17 protein-coding genes are annotated in these 19,973 nt (G+C 70.2%); 6 read left to right on the top strand and 11 right to left on the bottom strand.

The annotated features are described in order from the left end of the window. Window positions 1-72: 72 nt before the first annotated feature. The 7 genes from AB0F52_RS06170 to AB0F52_RS06200 all read right to left on the bottom strand — a co-directional run bounded on the left by AB0F52_RS06170 (window position 73) and on the right by AB0F52_RS06200 (window position 7,497). A complete protein-coding gene (locus AB0F52_RS06170) occupies window positions 73-498 on the bottom strand; it encodes a helix-turn-helix transcriptional regulator (RefSeq protein ID WP_360166575.1) in 426 nt (141 codons plus the stop codon). Window positions 499-503: 5 nt separating this feature from the next. After that, window positions 504-1,685, bottom strand: a complete 1,182-nt coding sequence (gene dnaJ, locus AB0F52_RS06175) for a molecular chaperone DnaJ (RefSeq protein ID WP_360165085.1) — start codon at window positions 1,683-1,685, stop codon at window positions 504-506. A gap of 36 nt (window positions 1,686-1,721) precedes the next feature. After that, window positions 1,722-2,429, bottom strand: a complete 708-nt coding sequence (grpE, locus tag AB0F52_RS06180; protein WP_360165087.1) for a nucleotide exchange factor GrpE — start codon at window positions 2,427-2,429, stop codon at window positions 1,722-1,724. Then, window positions 2,426-4,300 carry a molecular chaperone DnaK gene (dnaK, locus tag AB0F52_RS06185; protein ID WP_103338017.1) on the bottom strand — a complete coding sequence of 625 codons (1,875 nt, stop codon included), beginning with the start codon at window positions 4,298-4,300 and terminating at the stop codon, window positions 2,426-2,428. Before dnaK ends, grpE begins: the two co-directional genes overlap by 4 nt. A 654-nt stretch (window positions 4,301-4,954) precedes the next feature. After that, the gene (locus tag AB0F52_RS06190; RefSeq protein ID WP_360165090.1) at window positions 4,955-6,397 is read right to left on the bottom strand and encodes an alpha/beta hydrolase; all 1,443 of its coding nucleotides are present in this window, start codon (window positions 6,395-6,397) and stop codon (window positions 4,955-4,957) included. Window positions 6,398-6,464: 67 nt separating this feature from the next. Continuing rightward, entirely contained in the window at window positions 6,465-6,698 is a 234-nt protein-coding gene (locus AB0F52_RS06195; RefSeq protein WP_360165092.1) for a hypothetical protein, read from the bottom strand. A 28-nt stretch (window positions 6,699-6,726) separates the two neighbouring features. Further along, on the bottom strand, window positions 6,727-7,497 hold the full coding sequence (locus tag AB0F52_RS06200) for a DUF4097 family beta strand repeat-containing protein (protein WP_360165094.1): 771 nt from the start codon (window positions 7,495-7,497) through the stop codon (window positions 6,727-6,729). Between the two features lie 173 nt (window positions 7,498-7,670). Between AB0F52_RS06200 and AB0F52_RS06205 the strand changes: the two genes are divergently transcribed. From AB0F52_RS06205 to AB0F52_RS06215, 3 genes are all read left to right on the top strand, one after another. Then, window positions 7,671-8,204, top strand: coding sequence for a YbhB/YbcL family Raf kinase inhibitor-like protein (locus AB0F52_RS06205; RefSeq protein ID WP_360165096.1), 534 nt, complete (start codon window positions 7,671-7,673; stop codon window positions 8,202-8,204). Window positions 8,205-8,290: 86 nt separating this feature from the next. Beyond that, entirely contained in the window at window positions 8,291-9,130 is an 840-nt protein-coding gene (locus AB0F52_RS06210; protein WP_360165098.1) for a helix-turn-helix transcriptional regulator, read from the top strand. A 1-nt stretch (window position 9,131) separates the two neighbouring features. Then, window positions 9,132-9,290 carry a DUF397 domain-containing protein gene (locus tag AB0F52_RS06215; protein WP_360165100.1) on the top strand — a complete coding sequence of 53 codons (159 nt, stop codon included), beginning with the start codon at window positions 9,132-9,134 and terminating at the stop codon, window positions 9,288-9,290. On the opposite strand, the gene AB0F52_RS06220 is transcribed toward AB0F52_RS06215, so the two are convergent. Together AB0F52_RS06220 and AB0F52_RS06225 are read right to left on the bottom strand one after the other, a co-directional pair. Then, window positions 9,287-9,724 (bottom strand): GNAT family N-acetyltransferase, encoded by a 438-nt coding sequence (locus AB0F52_RS06220; protein ID WP_360165102.1) that lies wholly within the window; start codon window positions 9,722-9,724, stop codon window positions 9,287-9,289. The genes AB0F52_RS06215 and AB0F52_RS06220 overlap by 4 nt on opposite strands. 21 nt (window positions 9,725-9,745) lie before the next feature. Then, the gene (locus tag AB0F52_RS06225) at window positions 9,746-10,306 is read right to left on the bottom strand and encodes a TetR family transcriptional regulator (protein ID WP_167455037.1); all 561 of its coding nucleotides are present in this window, start codon (window positions 10,304-10,306) and stop codon (window positions 9,746-9,748) included. A 169-nt stretch (window positions 10,307-10,475) separates the two neighbouring features. Here AB0F52_RS06225 and AB0F52_RS06230 point away from each other — a divergent pair, with 169 nt between their 5' ends. From AB0F52_RS06230 to AB0F52_RS06240, 3 genes are all read left to right on the top strand, one after another. After that, the gene (locus AB0F52_RS06230) at window positions 10,476-12,689 is read left to right on the top strand and encodes a (Fe-S)-binding protein (RefSeq protein ID WP_360165104.1); all 2,214 of its coding nucleotides are present in this window, start codon (window positions 10,476-10,478) and stop codon (window positions 12,687-12,689) included. 318 nt (window positions 12,690-13,007) lie between these two features. Continuing rightward, window positions 13,008-13,439, top strand: a complete 432-nt coding sequence (locus tag AB0F52_RS06235) for a DUF742 domain-containing protein (protein WP_360165106.1) — start codon at window positions 13,008-13,010, stop codon at window positions 13,437-13,439. A 17-nt stretch (window positions 13,440-13,456) separates the two neighbouring features. Continuing rightward, the gene (locus AB0F52_RS06240) at window positions 13,457-14,461 is read left to right on the top strand and encodes a cation diffusion facilitator family transporter (protein ID WP_360165108.1); all 1,005 of its coding nucleotides are present in this window, start codon (window positions 13,457-13,459) and stop codon (window positions 14,459-14,461) included. 10 nt (window positions 14,462-14,471) lie between these two features. Here AB0F52_RS06240 and AB0F52_RS06245 read toward each other — a convergent pair whose 3' ends face one another. Together AB0F52_RS06245 and AB0F52_RS06250 are read right to left on the bottom strand one after the other, a co-directional pair. Continuing rightward, window positions 14,472-15,179, bottom strand: coding sequence for a CAP domain-containing protein (locus AB0F52_RS06245; protein WP_360165110.1), 708 nt, complete (start codon window positions 15,177-15,179; stop codon window positions 14,472-14,474). A 145-nt stretch (window positions 15,180-15,324) separates the two neighbouring features. Next, window positions 15,325-19,938, bottom strand: coding sequence for a hypothetical protein (locus tag AB0F52_RS06250; RefSeq protein WP_360165113.1), 4,614 nt, complete (start codon window positions 19,936-19,938; stop codon window positions 15,325-15,327). Between the last annotated feature and the right edge of the window lie 35 nt (window positions 19,939-19,973).

Raw genomic sequence — 19,973 nt, forward strand, 5'->3', positions numbered from 1 at the left:
GGAAGCCGCCAAGCCCCTCACGCGAGAAGGCCTCCCCGGTCGCCCGGGGAGGCCTTCTCGCTGTGTCGGTCGTCAGCGGCGCTTGGGACGCCAGACCACCAATGCCGTCTGCTGGTTGAGCGGCACCAGGTCCCGGCGGTAGGACGCGTGCGCCGCCGCCGCTGCCTGCTCCGCCGCCACGTACGCCGCCGTCAGTTCCTCGGTCAGCTCGGTGATCCGGGCGCGGAGCGCGTCGACCTGGTTCTCCAGCTCGATGATGCGCTTGATGCCGGCCAGGTTGACGCCGTCCTCCTGCGACAGGCGCTGGACCTCGCGCAGCAGCGCGATGTCCCGCATCGAGTAGCGCCGCCCACCGCCGGCGGTGCGGCCCGGGGAGACCAGGCCCTGCCGGTCGTACGTGCGCAACGTCTGCGCGTGCATCCCGGCGAGCTGGGCCGCCACCGAGATGACGAACACCGGGGTCTCCTCGTCCCCTTCCTGGGGAATCCCGCCGAACACCACTCTCACCTACCTTGCAGCAGCTCGGTGATCTCGGGCCGGGGGTCGTGCCCGGCCATCGCCTCGGCGTACGCCTGCAGTGCCTCGCGCGCCTTGTCGTCCAGTTTGGCGGGAATCGCCGCCTGGAGGGTGACGAGCAGGTCACCTTGCGAACCGTCGCGCTTGGCGATGCCCTTGCCGCGCACGCGCAGCACCCGTCCGCTCGCGGTGCCCGGCGGCACCTTGAGCGACACCTTGCCGTCCAGCGTCGGCACCGTGATCGTGGTGCCGAGCGTCAGCTCGGTGAAGTCCACCGGCACGGTGAGCGTCAGGTCGAGCGACTTCGGCTTGCGGCCGAACAGCGCGTGCGGAGCCACGTGCACCCGGACGTACAGGTCGCCCGCCTGCGCCCCGCCCCGGCCCGGTTCGCCTTGGCCGGCCAGCCGGATGCGCTGGTCGTCGTCGACGCCCGGCGGGATCCGGACGGTCAGCGTGCGGGTCCGCGTGCTGATGCCTTCGCCGCCGCACTCGGGGCACGGGTCGTCGATGATCGTCCCGCGGCCGCGGCAGTCGCGGCACGGCTCCGAGAACGCGAACGCGCCCTGGCTGCGGCTGACCAGTCCCGACCCGGAACAGGTCGGGCAGGTCCGCGGCGTCGTCCCCGGCCGGGCGCCGTTGCCACTGCACGTCGCACAGGTCGCCGGGCTCGACAGCCGCAGCGGCAGGGTCGCGCCCTTGACCGCCTCGGTGAAGTCGATCCGGACGTCCGTCTCGACGTCGGCACCGCGCTGCGGCCGGTTCGCCGTCGCGCCCGCCGAGGTCCGGCCACGGCCGAAGATCCCGCCGAGGATGTCCCCGAGCCCGCCGAAACCGCCCTGCTGACCCGCGCCGGCACCGGCCTGGCCGAAGATGTCGCCCATGTCGAAGCTGCCGCCACCGCCGCCACCGGGGAAGTTGAAACCACCCCCGCCGCCGAACAGGCGCCGCGCCTCGTCGTACTCCTTGCGCTTGCTCGCGTCGGAGAGCACGCCGTAGGCCTCGGAGACCGCCTTGAACTTCTGCTCCGCCTGCGCGTTGCCGGAGTTCGCGTCCGGGTGGTTTTCCTTGGCCAGCTTCCGGTAGGCCTTCTTGATTTCGTCCGCGGTGGCGTCGGAGGAGACGCCCAGTTCACGGTAGAAGTCCTTACCGATCCATTCCCGTGCACTCATCGGGCGCCTCCTCCTCCCACTTGAACCGGATAGTGCTTACTGCTGCTGCTCATCGACTCCGCCGCCGAGTGGCAGCTCGCCACCCACGGACGGGTCCCCCGGGGCCGCACCGGGCTCGTGGTCGGTCACGCCGACCAGCGCCGCCCGCAGTACGCGATCCCCGAAGCGGTACCCGCGGCGCATGACCACGGTGACCGTCGGGCCCGCCACGTCCGGCGAGGTGTTGTGCTGGACGGCCTCGTGCACGCTCGGGTCGAAGGGCTCGCCCTCGGTACCGAACGATTCGAGGCCCGCGCGCTGCAGGCCGCTGATCAGCTTGTCACCGACGGCCTTGAACGCGCCGGTGAGGTCGCCGTGCTGCTCGGCCCGCTCGAGGTCGTCGAGCAGCGGAAGCAGGTCGTTCACGACGGTCGCCTTCGCGCCGATCACGACCGCCTCGCGGTCACGCTCGACGCGCTTGCGGTAGTTGGCGTACTCGGCCTGCAGGCGCTGGAGGTCGGCGGTGCGCTCGGCCAGCTCCTTCTCCACGTCGGAGACGACCGACACCGAGTCGTCCACGATGGTTTCGCCGAGCGAGGGGCCCGCGTGCTCCACGGGCGCTTCCTCCGGCTCCGGGGCGGCGTGGGCCGGACCGGGCGGGCGGACCTGCCCGGTCTGGGGGTCCACCCGCCGCCGATCCCGCACGACCACCGGCTCCTCGGGGCCTCGGCCCTGGTTCTCGGATTCGTCGTAGCTGTGGGTCACTTCTTCTCGTCCTCTTCGACGATCTCGGCGTCCACCACGTCATCGGCCTTGGCCTGGCCACCGGCCGCACCGGCCTGGTCCGCACCGGCCGCGCCCGAGGCACCGGCCGCACCGGCCGCCGCGTCGGCGTTCGCGTTGGCGTACAGGGCGGTGCCCAGCTCCTGCGAAGCGGTGTTCAGCTTCTCGATCGACTCGCGGATCTTGGTCGAGTCGGTGCCCTTGAGCGCTTCGTTCGACTCGTCGATCGCGGACTTGACCTTGGCCTTGAGGTCCTCGGGCAGCTTGTCGTCGTTGTCCTTGAGGAACTTCTCGGTCTGGTAGACCAGCGTCTCCGCCTGGTTGCGGGTTTCCGCCTCTTCGCGCCGGGTCTTGTCTTCCTCGGCGTGGGCCTCGGCGTCCTTGACCATGCGCTCGATGTCGTCCTTCGGCAGCGCGGAGCCACCGGTGATCGTCATCGACTGTTCCTTGTTCGTGCCCAGGTCCTTCGCGGTCACGTGCACGATGCCGTTGGCGTCGATGTCGAAGGTGACCTCGATCTGCGGCACGCCACGCGGGGCCGGCGGGAGACCGGTCAGCTCGAACATGCCGAGCTTCTTGTTGTGCGCGGCGATCTCGCGCTCACCCTGGAACACCTGGATCTGCACCGACGGCTGGTTGTCGTCCGCGGTGGAGAAGATCTCCGAGCGCTTGGTCGGGATCGTGGTGTTGCGCTCGATGAGCTTGGTGAAGACGCCACCCTTGGTCTCGATGCCGAGCGAAAGCGGCGTGACGTCCAGCAGGAGGACGTCCTTGACCTCGCCCTTCAGCACACCGGCCTGCAGCGCCGCGCCGACCGCGACGACCTCGTCCGGGTTCACGCCCTTGTTCGGCTCGCGGCCGCCGGTCAGCTCCTTGACCAGGTCCGACACGGCCGGCATGCGGGTGGAACCACCGACGAGCACGACGTGGTCGATGTCGCCGACGGCGATGCCCGCGTCCCGGATGACGTTGTTGAACGGGTTCCGGGTGCGCTCGAGCAGGTCCGCGGTGATCTTCTGGAACTCGGCGCGCGAGAGCGTCTCGTCGAGGAACAGCGGGTTCTTGTCCGCGTCCACGGTGATGTACGGCAGGTTGATGCTGGCCGAGTTCGAGCTGGACAGCTCGATCTTCGCCTTCTCCGCCGCCTCGCGGATGCGCTGCAGCGCCATCTTGTCCTTGGTCAGGTCGATGCCGTTCGTGGCCTTGAACTTGTCGACCAGCCACTTGACGATGCGCTCGTCCCAGTCGTCACCACCGAGGTGGTTGTCACCGGAGGTGGCGCGGACCTCGACGACGCCCTCACCGATCTCCAGCAGCGAGACGTCGAAGGTGCCACCACCGAGGTCGAAGACCAGAATGGTCTGTTCCTTCTCGCCCTTGTCCAGGCCGTACGCCAGCGCGGCGGCGGTCGGCTCGTTGACGATGCGGAGCACGTTCAGGCCGGCGATCTGGCCGGCTTCCTTCGTGGCCTGCCGCTGGGCGTCCTCGAAGTACGCCGGGACGGTGATGACCGCGTCGGTGATCGTCTCGCCCAGGTACGCCTCGGCGTCGCGCTTCAGCTTCATCAGCACGCGCGCGCTGATTTCCTGGGAGGTGTAGTTCTTCCCGTCGATCTCGGTCTTCCAGTCGGTGCCGATGTGCCGCTTCACGGACCGGATCGTCCGGTCGACGTTCGTGACGGCCTGGTTCTTCGCCGGCTGGCCGGTCAGCACTTCGCCGTTCTTGGCGAAGGCGACGATCGAAGGGGTGGTCCGGGAGCCTTCCGAGTTGGCGATGACCGTCGGCTCGCCGCCCTCAAGGACGGCGACGACCGAGTTGGTCGTGCCGAGGTCGATGCCGACCGCTCGCGCCATGGTGCTTCCTCCTGTTTGCGACTGCTATGTTCATGACCTGCAGGTTTGCGCTCGCCTTGAGCGAGACCCTGGCAAGTTTTATCGGGCCTTCGCGCACTCCGTCAAGCCGGACTTGAGTCGACTGCGCTCAACCTCTGTACCCAGCCTAACGAGGCGATCCGGGTTCTTGTTCCCGGGGCCGGTGAGCGAGGGCTCCGAACCTCCTGTGACGCCGCTCACCCAGTGGTTCGGCTGGCTGGCAGACCGCTCGCGACCAGCGGTATTGCCGACGGGGACACCTGTCGACGGCCGGACGGGGCGCCCGAGAGCCTTGGGGACGCGAGCACCCAGCGGGCAACGGTCGGCAATCCGCGGGCACCGGGCGCCCCGGGGACGGCCCGGCAGCCGGCTGCTGCCGCGGCCTGGGGCACCCAGCCATCGGACAGCTGCGAATCCGACCACGGATCCGGCCACCAGTCGGGAGGTGGATCCGGCCACCGGCCGGAGGGTGGATCCGCCGCGAACCGCAGCCCAGCGCCCACCCCGCGCAAGCCCCCGGCCCGCCGCCGCACCGGGCGAACCTGACCCGGCCGTCCCGGCCACACCCGGCGCAAGCCCGCAGCCGCACCGCCCGAACCCGAGCCCCGCCAGACCCGCCCGGCCAACCGAACCGGCTCACCGGCAGACCGCCCCGCGACCAGGAACAACGCCTCTCACCAGGTACGCGACCTCGGCGGCCCGGGCGCAGGCGGTGTTGAACAGTCCCGTGTGGCCGTCGTCGGTGCGGGTCAGCAGTGCCGCGCCGTCGATGCTTGCCGCCAAGCCGCGGGCCCAGGCCAGCGGGGTTGCCGGGTCGTGGGCGCCGCCCACGACCAGGATCGGTGGGGCGCCGTGGACCGGGTGTGGCCGGGGTGGGTTCTTCGGCGGGATCGGCCAGCCCGTGCACCCGCTCGCGAAGTCCCAGTACTCCGAGTACCGCCAGCTGTGCGGGGCCGCCGCGCGCACCAGCCGGGCCATCCGGTCCAGGTCCGCCGGCCCGGTGAACGGCGAGGGGAAGTCGTGGCAGCCGATCGCCCGGTACGCCCCGTAGATCGGCGACCGGAACTGGTTGCGTTCGGTCAGTCCCTTCGCGTCGGGGAACTCGCCACCGGCCGCGGCCAGGTCCCGGCCCAGTGCCGGCCAGTCGTCACGGAGGTAGAGGTGGCCGTACACCCCCGCCGAGACCTCGTCGGCCGTCGCGGGCCGGCCCAGGTCGCTCGACCAGATCAAGCCGCGCGCCGCCCTGGCCACGACGTCGTCGTAGAAGCGCAGGACGTCCCGGCCGTGCAGGGCGCAGCCGGGCGCGGCGCGGCACCAGTCCGCGAACCGGACCAGCGCATCCTCGGTGGCCGCGGCCTCCTCGAGGATCGCCTGGTTCATCGGCCGCGCGTGGTCGATCGCGCCGTCGAGCACCATCGCCCGCACCCGGCCGGGGTGCTTCGACGCGTAAACCGCGCCCAGCTCGGTGCCGTAGGACAGGCCCAGCCAGGAAATTCGAGGCTCGCCGAGCGCGGCCCGGATCGTCTCGATGTCCTCGGCCGCGCTCTGCGTGTCCGCGTTCGCCAGCAGCGGCCCGGTGCGGGCCAGGCAGTCCGCGCCCGCCTTGCGGTTGTGCGCGACCAGCGCGTCGAACCCGGCCCGCGTCGACGGGAACCGGTTCAGGGCCGGATCGAACAGCGTCGCCGCGTCGCACGTGATGCGTGGCGTGCTGTACCAGTCGCCGCGCGGATCGAACCCCACGACGTCGAACCGCTGCCGCAGCTGCGCGAGATCCGGCGAGGCCAGCCCGCCGAACTGCACGAAGCCGACGCCGGAACCGCCCGGCCCGCCCGGGTTCACCAGCAGCGAGCCGATCCGCCCGCCCGGATCGAGTGCGGGCAGCCGGGCCAGCGCCAGCTGCGCCGACCCGAGTTCCGGCCGCGCGCGGTCGATCGGCACGTCGACCGTCGCGCACTCCGCCGACGGCTCCTGCTGCGTGGCGCACGGGCGCCACGCCAGACCCGACGCTGAGGCGACGGCCGGTACCGCCGCCACGAAAACGACCGCCGCGATGACCGCGACGACCCGGCGCACGTCCATGATGTGGTTCCTCCCCCTGCACGCCGGCCTTCGGCGTGCTTCCTTCCTAACAGCGGCCACCGACAGTTCAGGAGCGGCGGGCCGTCCAGGAAGAGAAGAAGAAATCCGGGTTTCCTTGCTGCACAACGACTTCTGCCGGGGGCCCCACCCAAGAAGTCACCCGATAGTGGGAATCCGCGGCGACCGGTACCCCCTGCGCCGGCGTTTCCGCCGGCTCGCCGCGCGAGAAGCCCACGGCCCCGAACATCGCGACCGCCCCCAGCAGCGCGGCCACCAGCACCCGCCGTTCGATCCTGCCCATCGGAAATGCCCCCGTAGTAAGAGAAAGGTCAGGCCGCGCGAACCGTGACGCTGCCGCTTTCGGTCGTCAGGTCCAGCACGTGCTGGGCGGACCGGTCGGTCGGGACGCCGAACTCGCGGTGCCCGCTGTCGCTGTTGCCCTCGACGCGGTACGGCCCGCCCGGCACGGCCAGCTCGATGCTGCCGCTGTCGGCGTGCACCTTCACGTCGTTCGCCTGGGCCAGCGTGAAGTCGACGCTGCCGCTGGAGGACGTCACGTCGACCGGGCCGCGCACGTCGCGGCCGGTGATGCTGCCGGAGTCGCTCTGCAGCTGGACTTCGCCGACGTCCCGCAGGTCGATCGAGCCGCTGTCCAGCACCAGTTTCACCGCGCCGGAGACGTCCTCGACGCGGGCTTGCCCGGAATCGGCGTGAACGTCCACACTCGACACCCCGGCGATGTCCAGCCCCCCGGAGTCGACGTTCCCCGTGACCGGCACCCCGCGCGGCACGACGACCTCGAAGTCGACCGAGCAGTTCGTGCCGCAATCGCCGAGCACCAGCTGGTCGCCGTCGACGCGGTAGAAGGGGCCGCTCGGCTTGCTCCGCCAGTGGTAGCTGACCTCTTCGTGCACCGTCGACGGCCCGGAGCCGGTGCGGATCTTCACCGATCCCGCGTCGCCCTCCAGCTTCACGCTGCGGATGGTCTGCGCAACGGTGCCGGTGTTGTCGAAGTCCGAACCCCAGCCCCACCCGAGCGCGGTGGCCAGGCCGACGCCGATCAGGACGATGCCACCCAGAGCCAGAAGCGGGCGCGCCATGGTCGTTGGTCCCCTCAGTGTTGTTTCCTCTGCGTGAGAAACGTTATGACGAGGTGAGCGGGCCGTACATGGGGGTAACCCCCCGAAAGACCCTGAGATACCTCCCTGAGACGCGGGGACGGTGCCCTGGGCCTAACCTGGCGAAGTCTCCAGTGCCATGATCAGGAGGATCCATGCCGCAAGCACCCGGCCCGTACGAGTTCCTGCCCGACGTGCCGTCCTTCACCCTCCGCAGCAACGACGTCGCCGACGGCGAAACCCTGGCCACGCCCCACTTGTCCGGCATCTTCGGCGCCGGTGGCGAGGACCGTTCGCCGCACCTGGCGTGGGACGGCTTCCCCGCGGAGACGAAGAGCTTCGCGATCACCTGCTACGACCCGGACGCCCCGACCGGCAGCGGATTCTGGCACTGGGCGGTGTTCAACGTCCCGGTTTCGGTGACGGAGCTGGCGTCCGGCGCGGGAGACGGCTCGGGCCTGCCGGAAGGCGCGGTGACGCTGAAGGGCGACGGCGGCGTCAAGCAGTTCCTCGGCGCGGCACCCCCGCCCGGGCACGGCCCGCACCGCTACTACTTCGCGGTGCACGCCCTCGATCTGGACAAGCTGGACGTGCCGGAGGACGCGACGCCGGCGTTCCTCGGCTTCAACATGTTCGGCCACACGCTGGCCCGCGCGGTGCTCACGCCGGTGTACGAGAACAAGGGCTGAGCTTTCGCACGACGGGCCCGGCGCTGTTGCGGATCGGCAACGGAGCCGGGCCCGTTTTTGTCGGACCCCGCTGACACACTGCGGTCATGCCACCACCGATAGCGACACCCCGGTCGAGAGCGCTGGGGTTCGGACTGCGGAAAGCGCGGAAGGCGCGCGGGTACGGGCTGCGCGAGCTGGCCCGCGCCACCGGCGTGCACGCGGCCGAGCTGTCCAACTGGGAGCTCGGGCTGCGCGTGCCCCGGATCGAGGAGGTCGCGCTCCTGCTCGGGCAGCTGCGGGTGCTCGGCGAGGAGCGCGACAGGCTGTTCGAGCTGGCCCGCACCGCGCGTGAGCCGAACTGGGCCGAGAAGGAGATGCCGGACGCGCCCGCGATCCTCACGACGCTGGCCGAGTACGAGCGCACCGCGGCCGCGATCTTCAGCTGGCAGCCGATGCTGGTGCACGGCCTGCTGCAGACGCCCGACTACGCCCGGTCGATCCTGTCCTACGGCGGTTCTCCCGCACAGCTGGTCGAGCAGCGACTGCGGGTGCGCATGGTCCGGCAGGCGGCCATGCGCGAGCACCGCGCGCCGGATTGCTCGTTCCTGCTCGGCGAAACCGCGCTCCGGCAGCGGGTGGGCGGCACGGAGGCGTTGACCGACCAGCTTCGCCACCTCCTCGGTCTCCCGCGACGGCTGGCGGTCCGGGTAGTGCCGTCCGGCGGCGATTTCCACCCCGGCCTCAACGGTTCTTTCGCCGTATTCGAGTACTCCGACCTGCCCTCCATCGTCTTCTTGGACCAGCATCGCGGGAGCGCCTACCTCTACGATGAGGATCAGGTGGCGGACTACAAGTCGGCCGCGAAGACCGTGGCATCCCTCGCCTTGGACGTGGACGAATCCCGCGCGTTCATCGAGGGGGTGATCGCCGAACTGGAGGCCTGACGTGACCTGGCGGAAGTCGACCTACAGCGGCCAAGAGGCCGACTGCGTGGAAGTGGCGCTGGCCCCGGTGGTGCGGATCCGTGACACGAAGGACCGCCCGGGCGGAACCCTCGAAACGTCCACTCGATCGTGGGACGCCCTCCTCGCCGAGCTGCGTTAGCCGACGAAGTTCGCCGAGTTGGGCCCTTCCCGCTCGAGGTAGTGCCCGCGGGTGTGCTCGGCGAAGCCGAACTGCCGGTACAGCCCGTGCGCGTCGGCGGTGTGCAGCATCCACCGAAACTGCGCGCCGGGTCCGTTGTCGATCATCTCGCGCACGATCTCCTTGCCGAGACCGCTGCCGCGCGCGGAGTCGAGGACGAAGACGTCGGCGAGGTACGCGGACGAGACGCCGTCCGAGAAGGCGCGGGCGAACCCCACCATCGAGCCGTTCCGGTAGGCGCCGACGACCCGCCACGAGCCGTCGACGGCGGCTTCGACCTGCGCCCGGGTGCGCCAGCGCCCCCAGTAGGCCTCGGTGGAGAGGAACTTCCACACCACGTCGAGGTCCAGCCGCGCGCGGTCGTCGTCGAGCTCGTAGTCACCGAAGGTCCTCATGATCCGAAACTAAGACAGCCGTCAACGCGGTTTCAGCAGGTAGTCGACCACCGGACGCAGCTCGTCGGCCGACGGCGGCCCGTCGTCGATCAGGCCCTGGATGAGCAGCCCGTCGATGCCCGCGAGGAACACCCGGAACGCCACTTCGTCGTCGTGGCGGACCATCGACGTCAGGACGTCCAGCCAGCGGCGCGCGGCCGGCCGCAGCTCCGGCTTCCGCGCGGCCAGGAGGTACAGCTCGTACTCCGCCATCGTGCGCCCGCGCCGCGGGCCGAGCGCCTCGGCGAGCAGGGCCGCGACCTCCTCGGCGCCGCGCGACCCGCGGGACCGGGCCCGGTCGATCATCCAGTAGACCTCGGTCGCCATGTCCCTCGCGCACGAGATGAGCGTGGCGACCAGGAGGTCGTCCAGCGACGAGAAGTGGTAGGTCGTGGACGTCGTCGGCACGCCGGCCTCGGCCGCGACCGTGCGGTGGGTGACGCCCGCGACGCCGTCGCGCTCGATGATTCGCAGCGTGGCCTCGATGAGTTCGGCGCGCCGCTTCTCGCCGCGCGCCTTACGGCCGTCCACTTGCAGCTTCACCATAGGGTGAAAACTACCTGAACGATCGTCCCGAAACAAAGAGCGACGTACACCACATCGGTGGGACTTAGGGCCACTCAACGGGTTACTCATCAGTAAGGACGGTTAGTCTCCCCGCACCACCACTGCTTTGATCAACGCAGTTTCCCGGACGAAAGGCACCCGAACGATGGGCGCTCTGCAACTGACGCTCGGCGGAATCTCCGTCGTGCTCGGCCTCGTCGCCTGGGGCATGTTCGCCGCGACCATCGCCCGTTTCGTACGGGTGATCCGCCTCGGCCAGCCCGACTCGACGCGCAACGGGCCGTTCATGCCGCGCATGAAGACGCTGATCAAGGAGTTCGCCGCGCACACGCGGATGAACCGGAAGCGCAGCGTCGGCCCGGCCCACTGGCTGGTGATGTGGGGCTTCCTGCTCGGCTCGCTCGCCCTGTTCGAGGCCTACGGCGAGGTCTTCGTCCCGACGTGGGGCTGGCCGATCCTCGACGACTTCCCGCCGTTCCAGCTGCTCATGGAGCTGCTCGGGCTGGGCACGATCGTCGGCATCCTGGTCCTGATGGCGATCCGGCAGCGCAACCACCCGCGCCGCGCCGACCGTCAGTCGCGCTTCGCCGGCTCCAACTTCAAGTGGGCGTACTTCATCGAGGCCGTCGTCCTCATCGAGGGCATCGGCATCATCGGCGTCCGGGCCGCGAAGTCCGCGCTGAACACGCACGAGGGGCCGCTGTGGGCGTCCTTCGTCTCGAACCCGATCGGCCAGCTGCTGCCGGCCAGCCCGAACCTGGTCACGGTCTTCGCGTTCGTCAAGCTGATGAGCGCCACGGTCTGGCTGATCGTCGTCGCGCGCACGATGACCATGGGCATCGCGTGGCACCGCTTCAGCGCGTTCTTCAACATCTACTTCAAGCGCGAGGCCGACGGCGGCGTCGCACTGGGCGCGCTCAAGCCGATGATGAGCGGCGGCAAGGTCCTCGACCTCGAGGAAGCCGACCCCGACGAGGACACCTTCGGCGTCGGCAAGATCGAGGACTTCAGCTGGAAGGGCTGGCTGGACTTCTCGACGTGCACCGAGTGCGGCCGCTGCCAGGAGCAGTGCCCCGCGTGGAACACCGGCAAGCCGCTGTCGCCGAAGCTGCTCATCACGCAGCTGCGTGACCACGCGTACGCGAAGGCGCCGTACCTGCTGGCGGGCGGCAAGCGGGACATGGCGGGCGACGAGGTCGGCCTGTCCGGCGAGAACATGTACGCGGGCATCGACGTCCTGGCGATCGCCGAGTCGCAGAAGGCCCTGATCGGGGACGACGGCGGCGTCATCGACCCGGACGTCCTGTGGTCCTGCACCAGCTGCGGCGCCTGCGTCGAGCAGTGCCCGGTCGACATCGAGCACGTCGACCACATCGTCGACATGCGCCGCTACCAGGTGATGATCGAGTCGTCGTTCCCCAGCGAACTGAACGGCATGTTCAAGAACCTGGAGAACAAGGGCAACCCGTGGGGCCAGAACGCCAAGGACCGGCTGGCCTGGACCGAAGACCTCGACTTCGAGGTCCCGGTGTTCGACGGCGACATGGGCGACGCGGAATACCTGTTCTGGGTCGGCTGTGCGGGCGCGTTCGAGGACCGCGCGAAGAAGACGACGCGCGCGGTCGCGGAGCTGCTGCACATGGCCGACGTGAAGTACAAGGTGCTCGGCTCGGAGGAGTCGTGCACCGGTGACCCGGCCCGCCGCGCCGGCAACGAGTTCCTCTTCCAGATGCTGGCCCAGCAGAACGTCGAGGTCCTGAACTCGGTGTTCGAGGGCCGCGAGCGCAAGGCCCGCAAGGTCGTCGTGACCTGCGCGCACTGCTTCAACACCCTCGCCAACGAGTACCCGGAGCTGGGCGGCCAGTTCGACGTCGTGCACCACACGCAGCTGCTGAACCGCCTGGTGCGGGAGAAGCAGCTGGTGCCGGTGGCGCCGGTCGCCGAGGACGTCACCTACCACGACCCGTGCTACCTCGGCCGCCACAACAAGGTCTACGAGGCGCCGCGCGAGCTGGTCGGCGCGACCGGGGCGCAGCTGCGGGAGATGCCACGGCACGGCGACAAGTCGATGTGCTGCGGCGCGGGCGGCGCGCGGATGTGGATGGAAGAGAAGATCGGCAAGCGGATCAACATCGAGCGCGTCGACGAGGCGCTCGGCACCGCGCCGTCGAAGATCGCCACCGGCTGCCCGTTCTGCAAGGTGATGCTGAACGACGGCCTCACCGCCCGCCAGGCCGACGGCAGCGCGAGCGAGAAGGTCGAGATCGTCGACGTCGCGCAGATGCTGCTGGAGTCGGTCAAGCGGAAGCCGGAACCGAAGCCGATCGCGCTCGGAGCGCCGTCACTCGCGGAGGAGTGACACATTTCCCGAGAACGCACGGCCCCGGTCAGGACTCCTGACCGGGGCCGTTTTCGTGATCGGCAAGATTGGCAATCAGGTAGCCATTCCACTACCCGTTGTCACACCTTTGTCCTGTCTGTCAGGCTCGCTAGCTGGGACTTCGTGAAAGTAATCGTTTTCCTGAAAGTTGTTCATGATAATCACCGAAATGGCCCATCAGGTTGAGGAGAAACGACGGCCTGAACCCTGGACAAGCGGCGTATCCTGGCCTTTCCTCGCCGCCGCCGTTGCCAGCGAGGGCACCATTGACGATCAAGGAATCAGGGGGCGGCACGGATGGCCGAGGACCGGCGGACCACTACGACCGGCCGACACGCACTCCACCCCATCCCGGACGAAATCCGGCTCGCCCAGGACTACGTACCCACACAGCGCACCCTCGTGCGCCCGTACGTCCTCACGCGCGGCCGGACGCAGTCCCGGCGGCACCTCGCGATCGAAGCGATGGTCTCGACGCGGGCCGAGGCGCACTGGGACGGCGCCCGGGTGACCGGCGAGATCCGCTCGGTGCGCTCGCTGTGCCTGCACCCGCGTTCGGTCGCCGAGGTCGCGGCCACGTTGAGCGTGCCGCTCGGCGTCGTGCGCGTCCTGCTCGACGACATGGCCGAACAGGGCCTGGTGACCATCCACGACAGCCGGACCAGTGCCGACGGCCGGCCGGCGATGGCGCTCATGGAACGCGTTCTGCACGGCCTGCGCCGCCTCTGAGCACTACGCTCACCAAGGTGAGCGAGGAAGACTCCGGGAACTCCGGCGGCGAAAGCACCCTGACCGTCCTGCTCGCCGGCGGGGTGAACCTGGCGATCGCCATCATGAAGCTGGTCGCGGGCATCATCACCGGCTCGGGCGCCATGCTGTCCGAAGCGGCGCACTCGGTGGCCGACACGATCACCGAAGTCCTGCTGCTGACAGCGCTGAAGCGCTCGGAGCGCCCCGCCGACCGCGTGCACCCCTTCGGCTACGGCAAGGAGCGGTACTTCTGGTCGCTGCTCGCGGCCGTCTCGATCTTCGCTTCGGGTGCGATGTTCGCGCTCTACGAGGGCGTTTCGACGCTGCTCGGGCACGGCGAAGCGCAGAGCACGTCGTTGCTCAGCTACATCGTCCTCGCCGTGGCGTTCCTGCTCGAAGGCACGTCGTGGCTGCAGGCGGTGCGCCAGGTCGTCCGGGAGTCGAAGGCCGAGAACCGCTCGCTGTGGACGTACCTGCGGCTCATCGACGACCCGACGCCGAAGACCGTGCTGTTCGAGGACTCGGCCGCGCTGATCGGCCTGCTGCTCGCCTTCGGCGGCATCGGCCTGCACCAGCTCACCGGCTCCGAGATCTGGGACGGCGTCGCGTCGATCGCCATCGGCCTGCTGCTCGCCTGCGTCGCCTACCTGCTCGGCCGCACCAACCGCGGCCTGCTGGTCGGGCGCCAGGCCGACCCGACGCTGGTCCGCGGCATCCGCGACCACCTGACCGCCGCGCCGGAGATCGAAGCCGTCGTCGACCTGCAGACCATGCTGATGGGCACCGATCAGGTGCTGGTCTGCACCCGCGTGGACTTCGACGACTCACTCGGCGCCGCCGACCTCGAACGCGCCTGCGTCCGGCTCGCGTCCGAGCTGACCGAGGCGTTCCACGACGTCACCGAGGTGTTCATCGAGCCGGTGCCGCGGTCGGATCCGGACCTGCGGGCAACGGTGCTGGCGCGGTACGGCGACATCGCCGAGCGGTGGAGCAAGCCTTAGCGGCTTTGGTTCAGTACCCGAAGTCCTGGACCCAGTACCAGCCCGCGGTGGTGACGCCGACGCCGATCTTCTTGAGCGAGCAGTTCAGGATGTTCGCGCGGTGGCCTTCGGAGTTCATCCAGGAGTCCATGACCTGCGCCGCGGACGTCTGCCCGCGCGCGATGTTCTCCGCGCCCGGCTTCGGGTAACCGGCCTGCTTGATGCGCTGGTCGAAGGTCGTGCCGTCGGGGCTGGTGTGGGAGAAGAAGTTCTCGGCCGACATCTGGTCGCTGTAGTCCTGCGCGGCCTTCGTGACGTGCGATTCCTCGGTCAGCGGCTCACAGCCGACCTTGGCGCGCTCGTCGTTGACCAGCGCGATGACCTGAGCGGCCGTCGAAGGCGCCACGCGGGCGGCGGGCTTGGTGGTCGACGGCGGCGGTGGAGCTTCGGACGTCGAGGGCTGTGGCGCGGCGGACGTCTCGGTCGGCGTGGGTTCCGCGCTGGAGGACGTCGGAGCCGGGGCCGAGCTCGGGGGCGCGGCGGGCTGACCGGGGGTGGTGGTCTGGACCTGGCCGCCGGCGAGGTCGGTCCCGCTGCCACTGCCGGCGCCGGCGGGCGCGTTGGGCAGGACCAGCGCCGCGGCGCCGAGCTCCGCGGTGTTTCCTTCCGCGGTGGCCATCCAGGTGCCTGCCGCGGCAGAAAAAACGCCGAGCAGCACACTGAGTGACACGATCACCACGTGCGCACGTTCACCAATGGGGGACACGGCGCAGGAACGTATCACGGGACAATTACGACGAGAACCCTACGAACGCACTGGTCACATTTCCCGTCGGTGACAGGCACCGATTTCGAGGCAATCGGCCGCTCTCGCGTTACTCCATTCAGCTCATTCGAACGACGAACGTCGCTTCGCCGGAAGCTGTCACCGGACGCCGGACCGGGTCTTGACCGGTGGCCGTTGCTTTGCCCGTGAAGCCAACTTTGCCCGCGATCGTTGTGCAGATGTACGAGACTTCGGCGTCCACGGCCAGGTCCGGCACGGTGTGCGCGCAAGACGGCGTGTGGTCGTCGACGACCCTCACGTCGGCGAGCGGGACGTCACCGGTGTTCTTGACCAGGATCGAAAAGGTGACGGTGTCGCCTTCCCGGACTTCGTACGGAGCCGCGTCTTTCATCACGGCGATCTCCGGGTGGACGACATCGACTTTTGCGTCACCGGCCGATTGCACCGCGCGACCACTCGGGTCGATTCCGCTGATCCCGACGGTTTGCCCGAAGTCGTCATCAGGCGCTTTGCGGGTACAGGTGTAGGTCTTCGCCACCCCGGCGGCCACGGTGCCGAACTTGAGCGCGCAGGTGGCCTGTTCGTCCACAACGGACAGCGCGGTGAGCGGGACGTCGCCGGCGTTGGTGACGGTGATCGTGAAGGTGACATCGTCGCCGGCGCGGACCGTCTTGGGTGTCGCGTCGGCCGTGATCTTGACGGCGGGGTGGATGACGTCTGCTTTGTCCGTGTCTTTTGCTGTGAGCGGCGGCCCGATGGGGGCGTCCGCCGTCGCCTCCGCGGCGATGTCCGCGTCGTCGGCCGGGGCGGTCGTGGTGCAGTCGAAGTTCCTTCTGTCACGGGGTTTCAGCTCGTCGAAGGTCTTCGTGCAGGACCCGCTCCGGACGTCGACGGCGGTCAGCGGAACGTCGCCGGTGTTGGTGACGGTGAGGGTGGCGGTGACGGTGTCGCCAGGGCGGAAGGGGCCGCCGTGGATGTCCTGAGTGAGCTCGAGGGCCGGGTGCAGCACGGTGTAGGCCGCGTCGTCGCTCGCGCTGACCTGGCGTTTCACCGGATCGGTGCCACTTACGGTGGCGGAGCTCACGAAATTGTCGGTGCCGGCGTCTACCTTGCAGGAGTGGCGCTGCCGAGCGCCGGGAAGGAGGGTGCCGATGGACCGAGCGCACGCCGGAGTCCGACTGTCCACAAGGGACACATTGGTCAGCGGGACATCACCGGTGTTCGCGACGACGAGGGTGAACGTGACGGTGTCGCCTTGCCGGACACGCGCGGGTGCGGCGTCGTCGGTGACGCTGATGGCGGGGTGGATGACGTCGACGCCGGCGCCGGCGGACGCGGTCACCGGCCGATTCGTGGCATCGGTACCGGTGGCGTTAGCGACGGCGGCGAAGTCGGCTTCCCCGGCGGCTTGGGTGCAGGTGTAGGTGCGCTTGGCCTGCGGTTCGAGCCGGCCCAGGGATCTGGAGCAGTCCGGAGCCCGCTCGTCGGCGACGGCGACGTCTTGGAGCGCGCTGTCACCGGTGTTGGTGACGGTGACGGTCGAGGTCACGGTGTCGCCGGCGTGCACGACGGCGGGGTCGACGGTCCGAGCGACCGCGACGGCCGGGTGGATGACATCGAGGGCAGCGCTGCCGGATGCGGTGACGTCCGTGCCGACGGGTGGAGTGGCGGCGACCCGGAGGCTGCGGGTGACGTCGTCGGCCGGAGCCGTGGTGGTGCAGGTGAAGTCGCGGGTGGCGCCGGGGGCGAGGGTGCCCTCGAGGGTTTGGGTGCAGCCCGTGGCTGGGGTCTGGGTGGCTGGGGTTCGGGTGGCCGAGGTGGCAGCTCGGGCGCCGGGGCCCCGTGAGGCGGCGGCTGAGCCACCGATGGCTTGCGTGCCGGTGCCCGGTGAGGCAGCTGGGCCGCCAAGGGCTCGCGTGCCGGTGCCCGACGCGACGGCGGCTGGCTCGCCGACGGCTTGCGTGCCCGCGGTCTGCGCGTCCCTGGCCTGCGCGTCCGCGGCCTGCCCGTCCCTGGCCTGCGCGTCGGTGACTCGGAGGCTCGCCAGCGGCACGTCACCGGTGTTGCGGACCGTGATCCGGAACGGCACCTTGTCGCCCTCGCGGAACGGGCCGCCCGTCACCTCGGTCGTGATCGCGACCGCCGGGTGCTGAACCGCGAACGCTCCCTCCGCGGCCGCCGTCACCGGGCGAGCGGTCGGGTCCGTGCCCGTCAGCGCCGGCTTGTTCGCGAAGCCGGCCGTGCCCGCGAGCGTCGTGCACGTGTACTCCTGCTGCGCCTGCGGCTGGAGCGTGCCGAACCGCTTCGCGCACGCCGGGACCTGGTCGTCCGCGACCGTGACCTCGGTGAGCGGGACGTCGCCCGTGTTGGCCGCGGTGATCGTCCAGGTCACCGTGTCGCCCTCGCGGACCTGGGCCGGTGTCGCGCGCACGGCCAGCCGGAGCGCCGGGTGGATCACGTCCACCGCCGCGTCGTCGGTGACCTTCACCGCGCGGCCGAGCTGGTCCTTGCCGGTGGCCGTGGCCGTCGTGGCGAGGTCGTCCGGTGGGGCTGGTGCGGTGCACCGGTAGACGACCGTCGCGCCGGGGGCCAAGGCGCCGATCGCCTTGGCGCACGCCGGGACGTCGTCCGTCACGGCGACCTCGGTCAGCGGTGCGTCGCCGGCGTTGGCGACCGTCATGGTGAACGTGATCGGGTCGCCGGCGCGGGCGATGGCGGGCGTGGCGTCCTTCGCGAGCGTCAGCGCCGGGGTGATGACCGTGACCGTCGCCGACGCGATGGCCGTCACGGGCCGGCCGGCCAGGTCGGTTCCGGTCGCCGTCACCTGGGACGTCGTGGTCCGGGACGGGTTTGCCGTGCACGTGTACGTCTGGGTCGCGCCCGCGGCCAGGCCGGCGAAGGTGCGCGCGCACGCCGATGTCGTGTCGTCGGTGAGCTTCACCGGGGCGAGCGGGCTGTCGCCGGTGTTGTGCACCGCGACCGTCCAGGTGACGGCGTCGCCCGCGTGGATCACCGGCGGGTCCGCGGTCTTGGTGACCTCGACCGCGGGCGCGATCGTCGGCGCGGGCGCGTCGGCCGTCGCCGTGACCTGCTTGCCGAGCTCGTCGACGCCTACCGCGCTCGCCGTGTTGACGCCGTCGGCGATCGGCGCCTTCGCGGCGCACGTCGTCGTGCGGCTTTCGCCCGGCGCGAGTGTTCCGGTGAGGGCGCACGACGGCGTCTTCGGGTCGGCGACCTGGAGGCCGGACAGCCCCGTGTCGCCGGTGTTCGTGACCTTGATCGTGAAGGTCACGACCTCGCCGGCGCGGTACGCGGGCCGGTCGGCCGTCTTCGTCATGCCCAGCGCCGGGTGCAGGACGTCGACGCGCGCGCTGGCGACGCCCTCGAGCGCGTCGCCGAGCGCGCTCGTGCCCGTGGCCTTCGCGGTGTTCGTGAAGTCGTCGGGCGGTGCGGTTCCGGTGCACGGGTAGCTGACCGTCTGGTGCGGGGCGAGCGTGCCGAGCGGTTTGGCGCAGCCCGGGACGGCCGGGTCGGCGACCTCGACACCGGACGCCGTGACCTCGCCCGGGTTGGTCACGACGACGGCGAACGGCACCGGCTCACCGGCGTGCACCTTCGGCTGGATAGCGCGCACAGCGAGCTGAAGTTCGGGCACCGGCACCGAAAACGCGAGGTTCTGCGCCAAGATGGCGTCGCCGCTGGTGACGAAGCCGAGCTTCGTGCTCGTCGCGCCGGCGGGGATGCTGTCGACGTTGAACGCCTTCGCGTCGACGCTGAAGTTGTTCCTCGCACCCGGCGCCGCCGCGTTGTCGGCATTGGAGACGAAGAAATTGGCCGTGCCGCCGGTCGCGGGCTCGGTGGCCGGGGTGCCGTCGACCAGGAACTGGTCGCCGGAGGCGCCCCAGTCGCCGTCGTACGCGGTGACGCCGAGGTGCGCGTCGGCGGCCGCGGCGCGGAAACCGGTGATCGTCGCCTCCGCCGCCGGGGCGCCGGCGGTCTGCCGGACGTGGCCGTCGTAGACGACCACCTTGCGCTTGTTCGGCGCGTAGTCCGCATTGCGCTCCGGGTAGGCGTAGACGAGCGCGATCGACCAACCCCCCGCGCAGTCGAAACCCCGCAAAGCCCAGACGTTCCCGACCGTCACGTCGAAAACGGCAGGAACTTTCGCGAAGAGGCTGGTCACGTCGGCGCGCGCCGAGTAGTAACCGCCGTCTTCGGCGTATCCCGAAGGCGCGATGTCCACGGATTCCGCGCTGCCGACGGAAAGCCGGACGTTCTGCTTCGCGGGCGTTCCGGGCGGCGCGACCGCCGAGGTACCGCAGGTGGTGCTGCCGGCCCAGTTCAGCCGGGCGAAGACGACGCGAGCCCCCGGCGGGACGCCCACCGACGCGCTCGCCGAGTCGAACGTGCCCGGGTCGGCGTCGACGTCGGCCCACTGCATGAAGAAGTCGTCGTTGGCCAGCGTGTCCTTGCGGTCGGCGGTGTTCGCGCACGCCGCGGGGGTCGCGACCGTCCCCTTGGCCGGCGCGTCGTCGGCGGCGACCGGGCAGCGCAGGACGCCGTTGCCCGCGTAGACGAAGTCGCCGTAGACCACGTCGTCGTAGCCCACCTCGAACGGCGGGGCGGCGGCCGCGCCCGCCGACGGCACGAAGGCGGAGGCCAGGAAGACCAGTGCCAGCACGAGAATCGGGCGAAGCGGTCTTTCGGGCAACGGCACTCCTCGCCACCTGCGGGGCCGAGACGACC

This window comes from Amycolatopsis sp. NPDC024027, assembly GCF_040638975.1.
In the GTDB taxonomy this organism is placed as follows: Bacteria; Actinomycetota; Actinomycetes; order Mycobacteriales; family Pseudonocardiaceae; genus Amycolatopsis.

Bases quoted from the DNA above. Each gene is read 5' to 3' on its own strand.
- dnaJ (WP_360165085.1), bottom strand. From the start codon at position 1,685: ATGAGTGCACGGGAATGGATCGGTAAGGACTTCTACCGTGAACTGGGC.
- dnaK (WP_103338017.1), bottom strand. From the start codon at position 4,300: ATGGCGCGAGCGGTCGGCATCGACCTCGGCACGACCAACTCGGTCGTC.
- AB0F52_RS06190 (WP_360165090.1), bottom strand. From the start codon at position 6,397: ATGGACGTGCGCCGGGTCGTCGCGGTCATCGCGGCGGTCGTTTTCGTG.
- AB0F52_RS06195 (WP_360165092.1), bottom strand. From the start codon at position 6,698: ATGGGCAGGATCGAACGGCGGGTGCTGGTGGCCGCGCTGCTGGGGGCG.
- AB0F52_RS06200 (WP_360165094.1), bottom strand. From the start codon at position 7,497: ATGGCGCGCCCGCTTCTGGCTCTGGGTGGCATCGTCCTGATCGGCGTC.
- AB0F52_RS06205 (WP_360165096.1), top strand. From the start codon at position 7,671: ATGCCGCAAGCACCCGGCCCGTACGAGTTCCTGCCCGACGTGCCGTCC.
- AB0F52_RS06210 (WP_360165098.1), top strand. From the start codon at position 8,291: ATGCCACCACCGATAGCGACACCCCGGTCGAGAGCGCTGGGGTTCGGA.
- AB0F52_RS06220 (WP_360165102.1), bottom strand. From the start codon at position 9,724: ATGAGGACCTTCGGTGACTACGAGCTCGACGACGACCGCGCGCGGCTG.
- AB0F52_RS06230 (WP_360165104.1), top strand. From the start codon at position 10,476: ATGGGCGCTCTGCAACTGACGCTCGGCGGAATCTCCGTCGTGCTCGGC.
- AB0F52_RS06235 (WP_360165106.1), top strand. From the start codon at position 13,008: ATGGCCGAGGACCGGCGGACCACTACGACCGGCCGACACGCACTCCAC.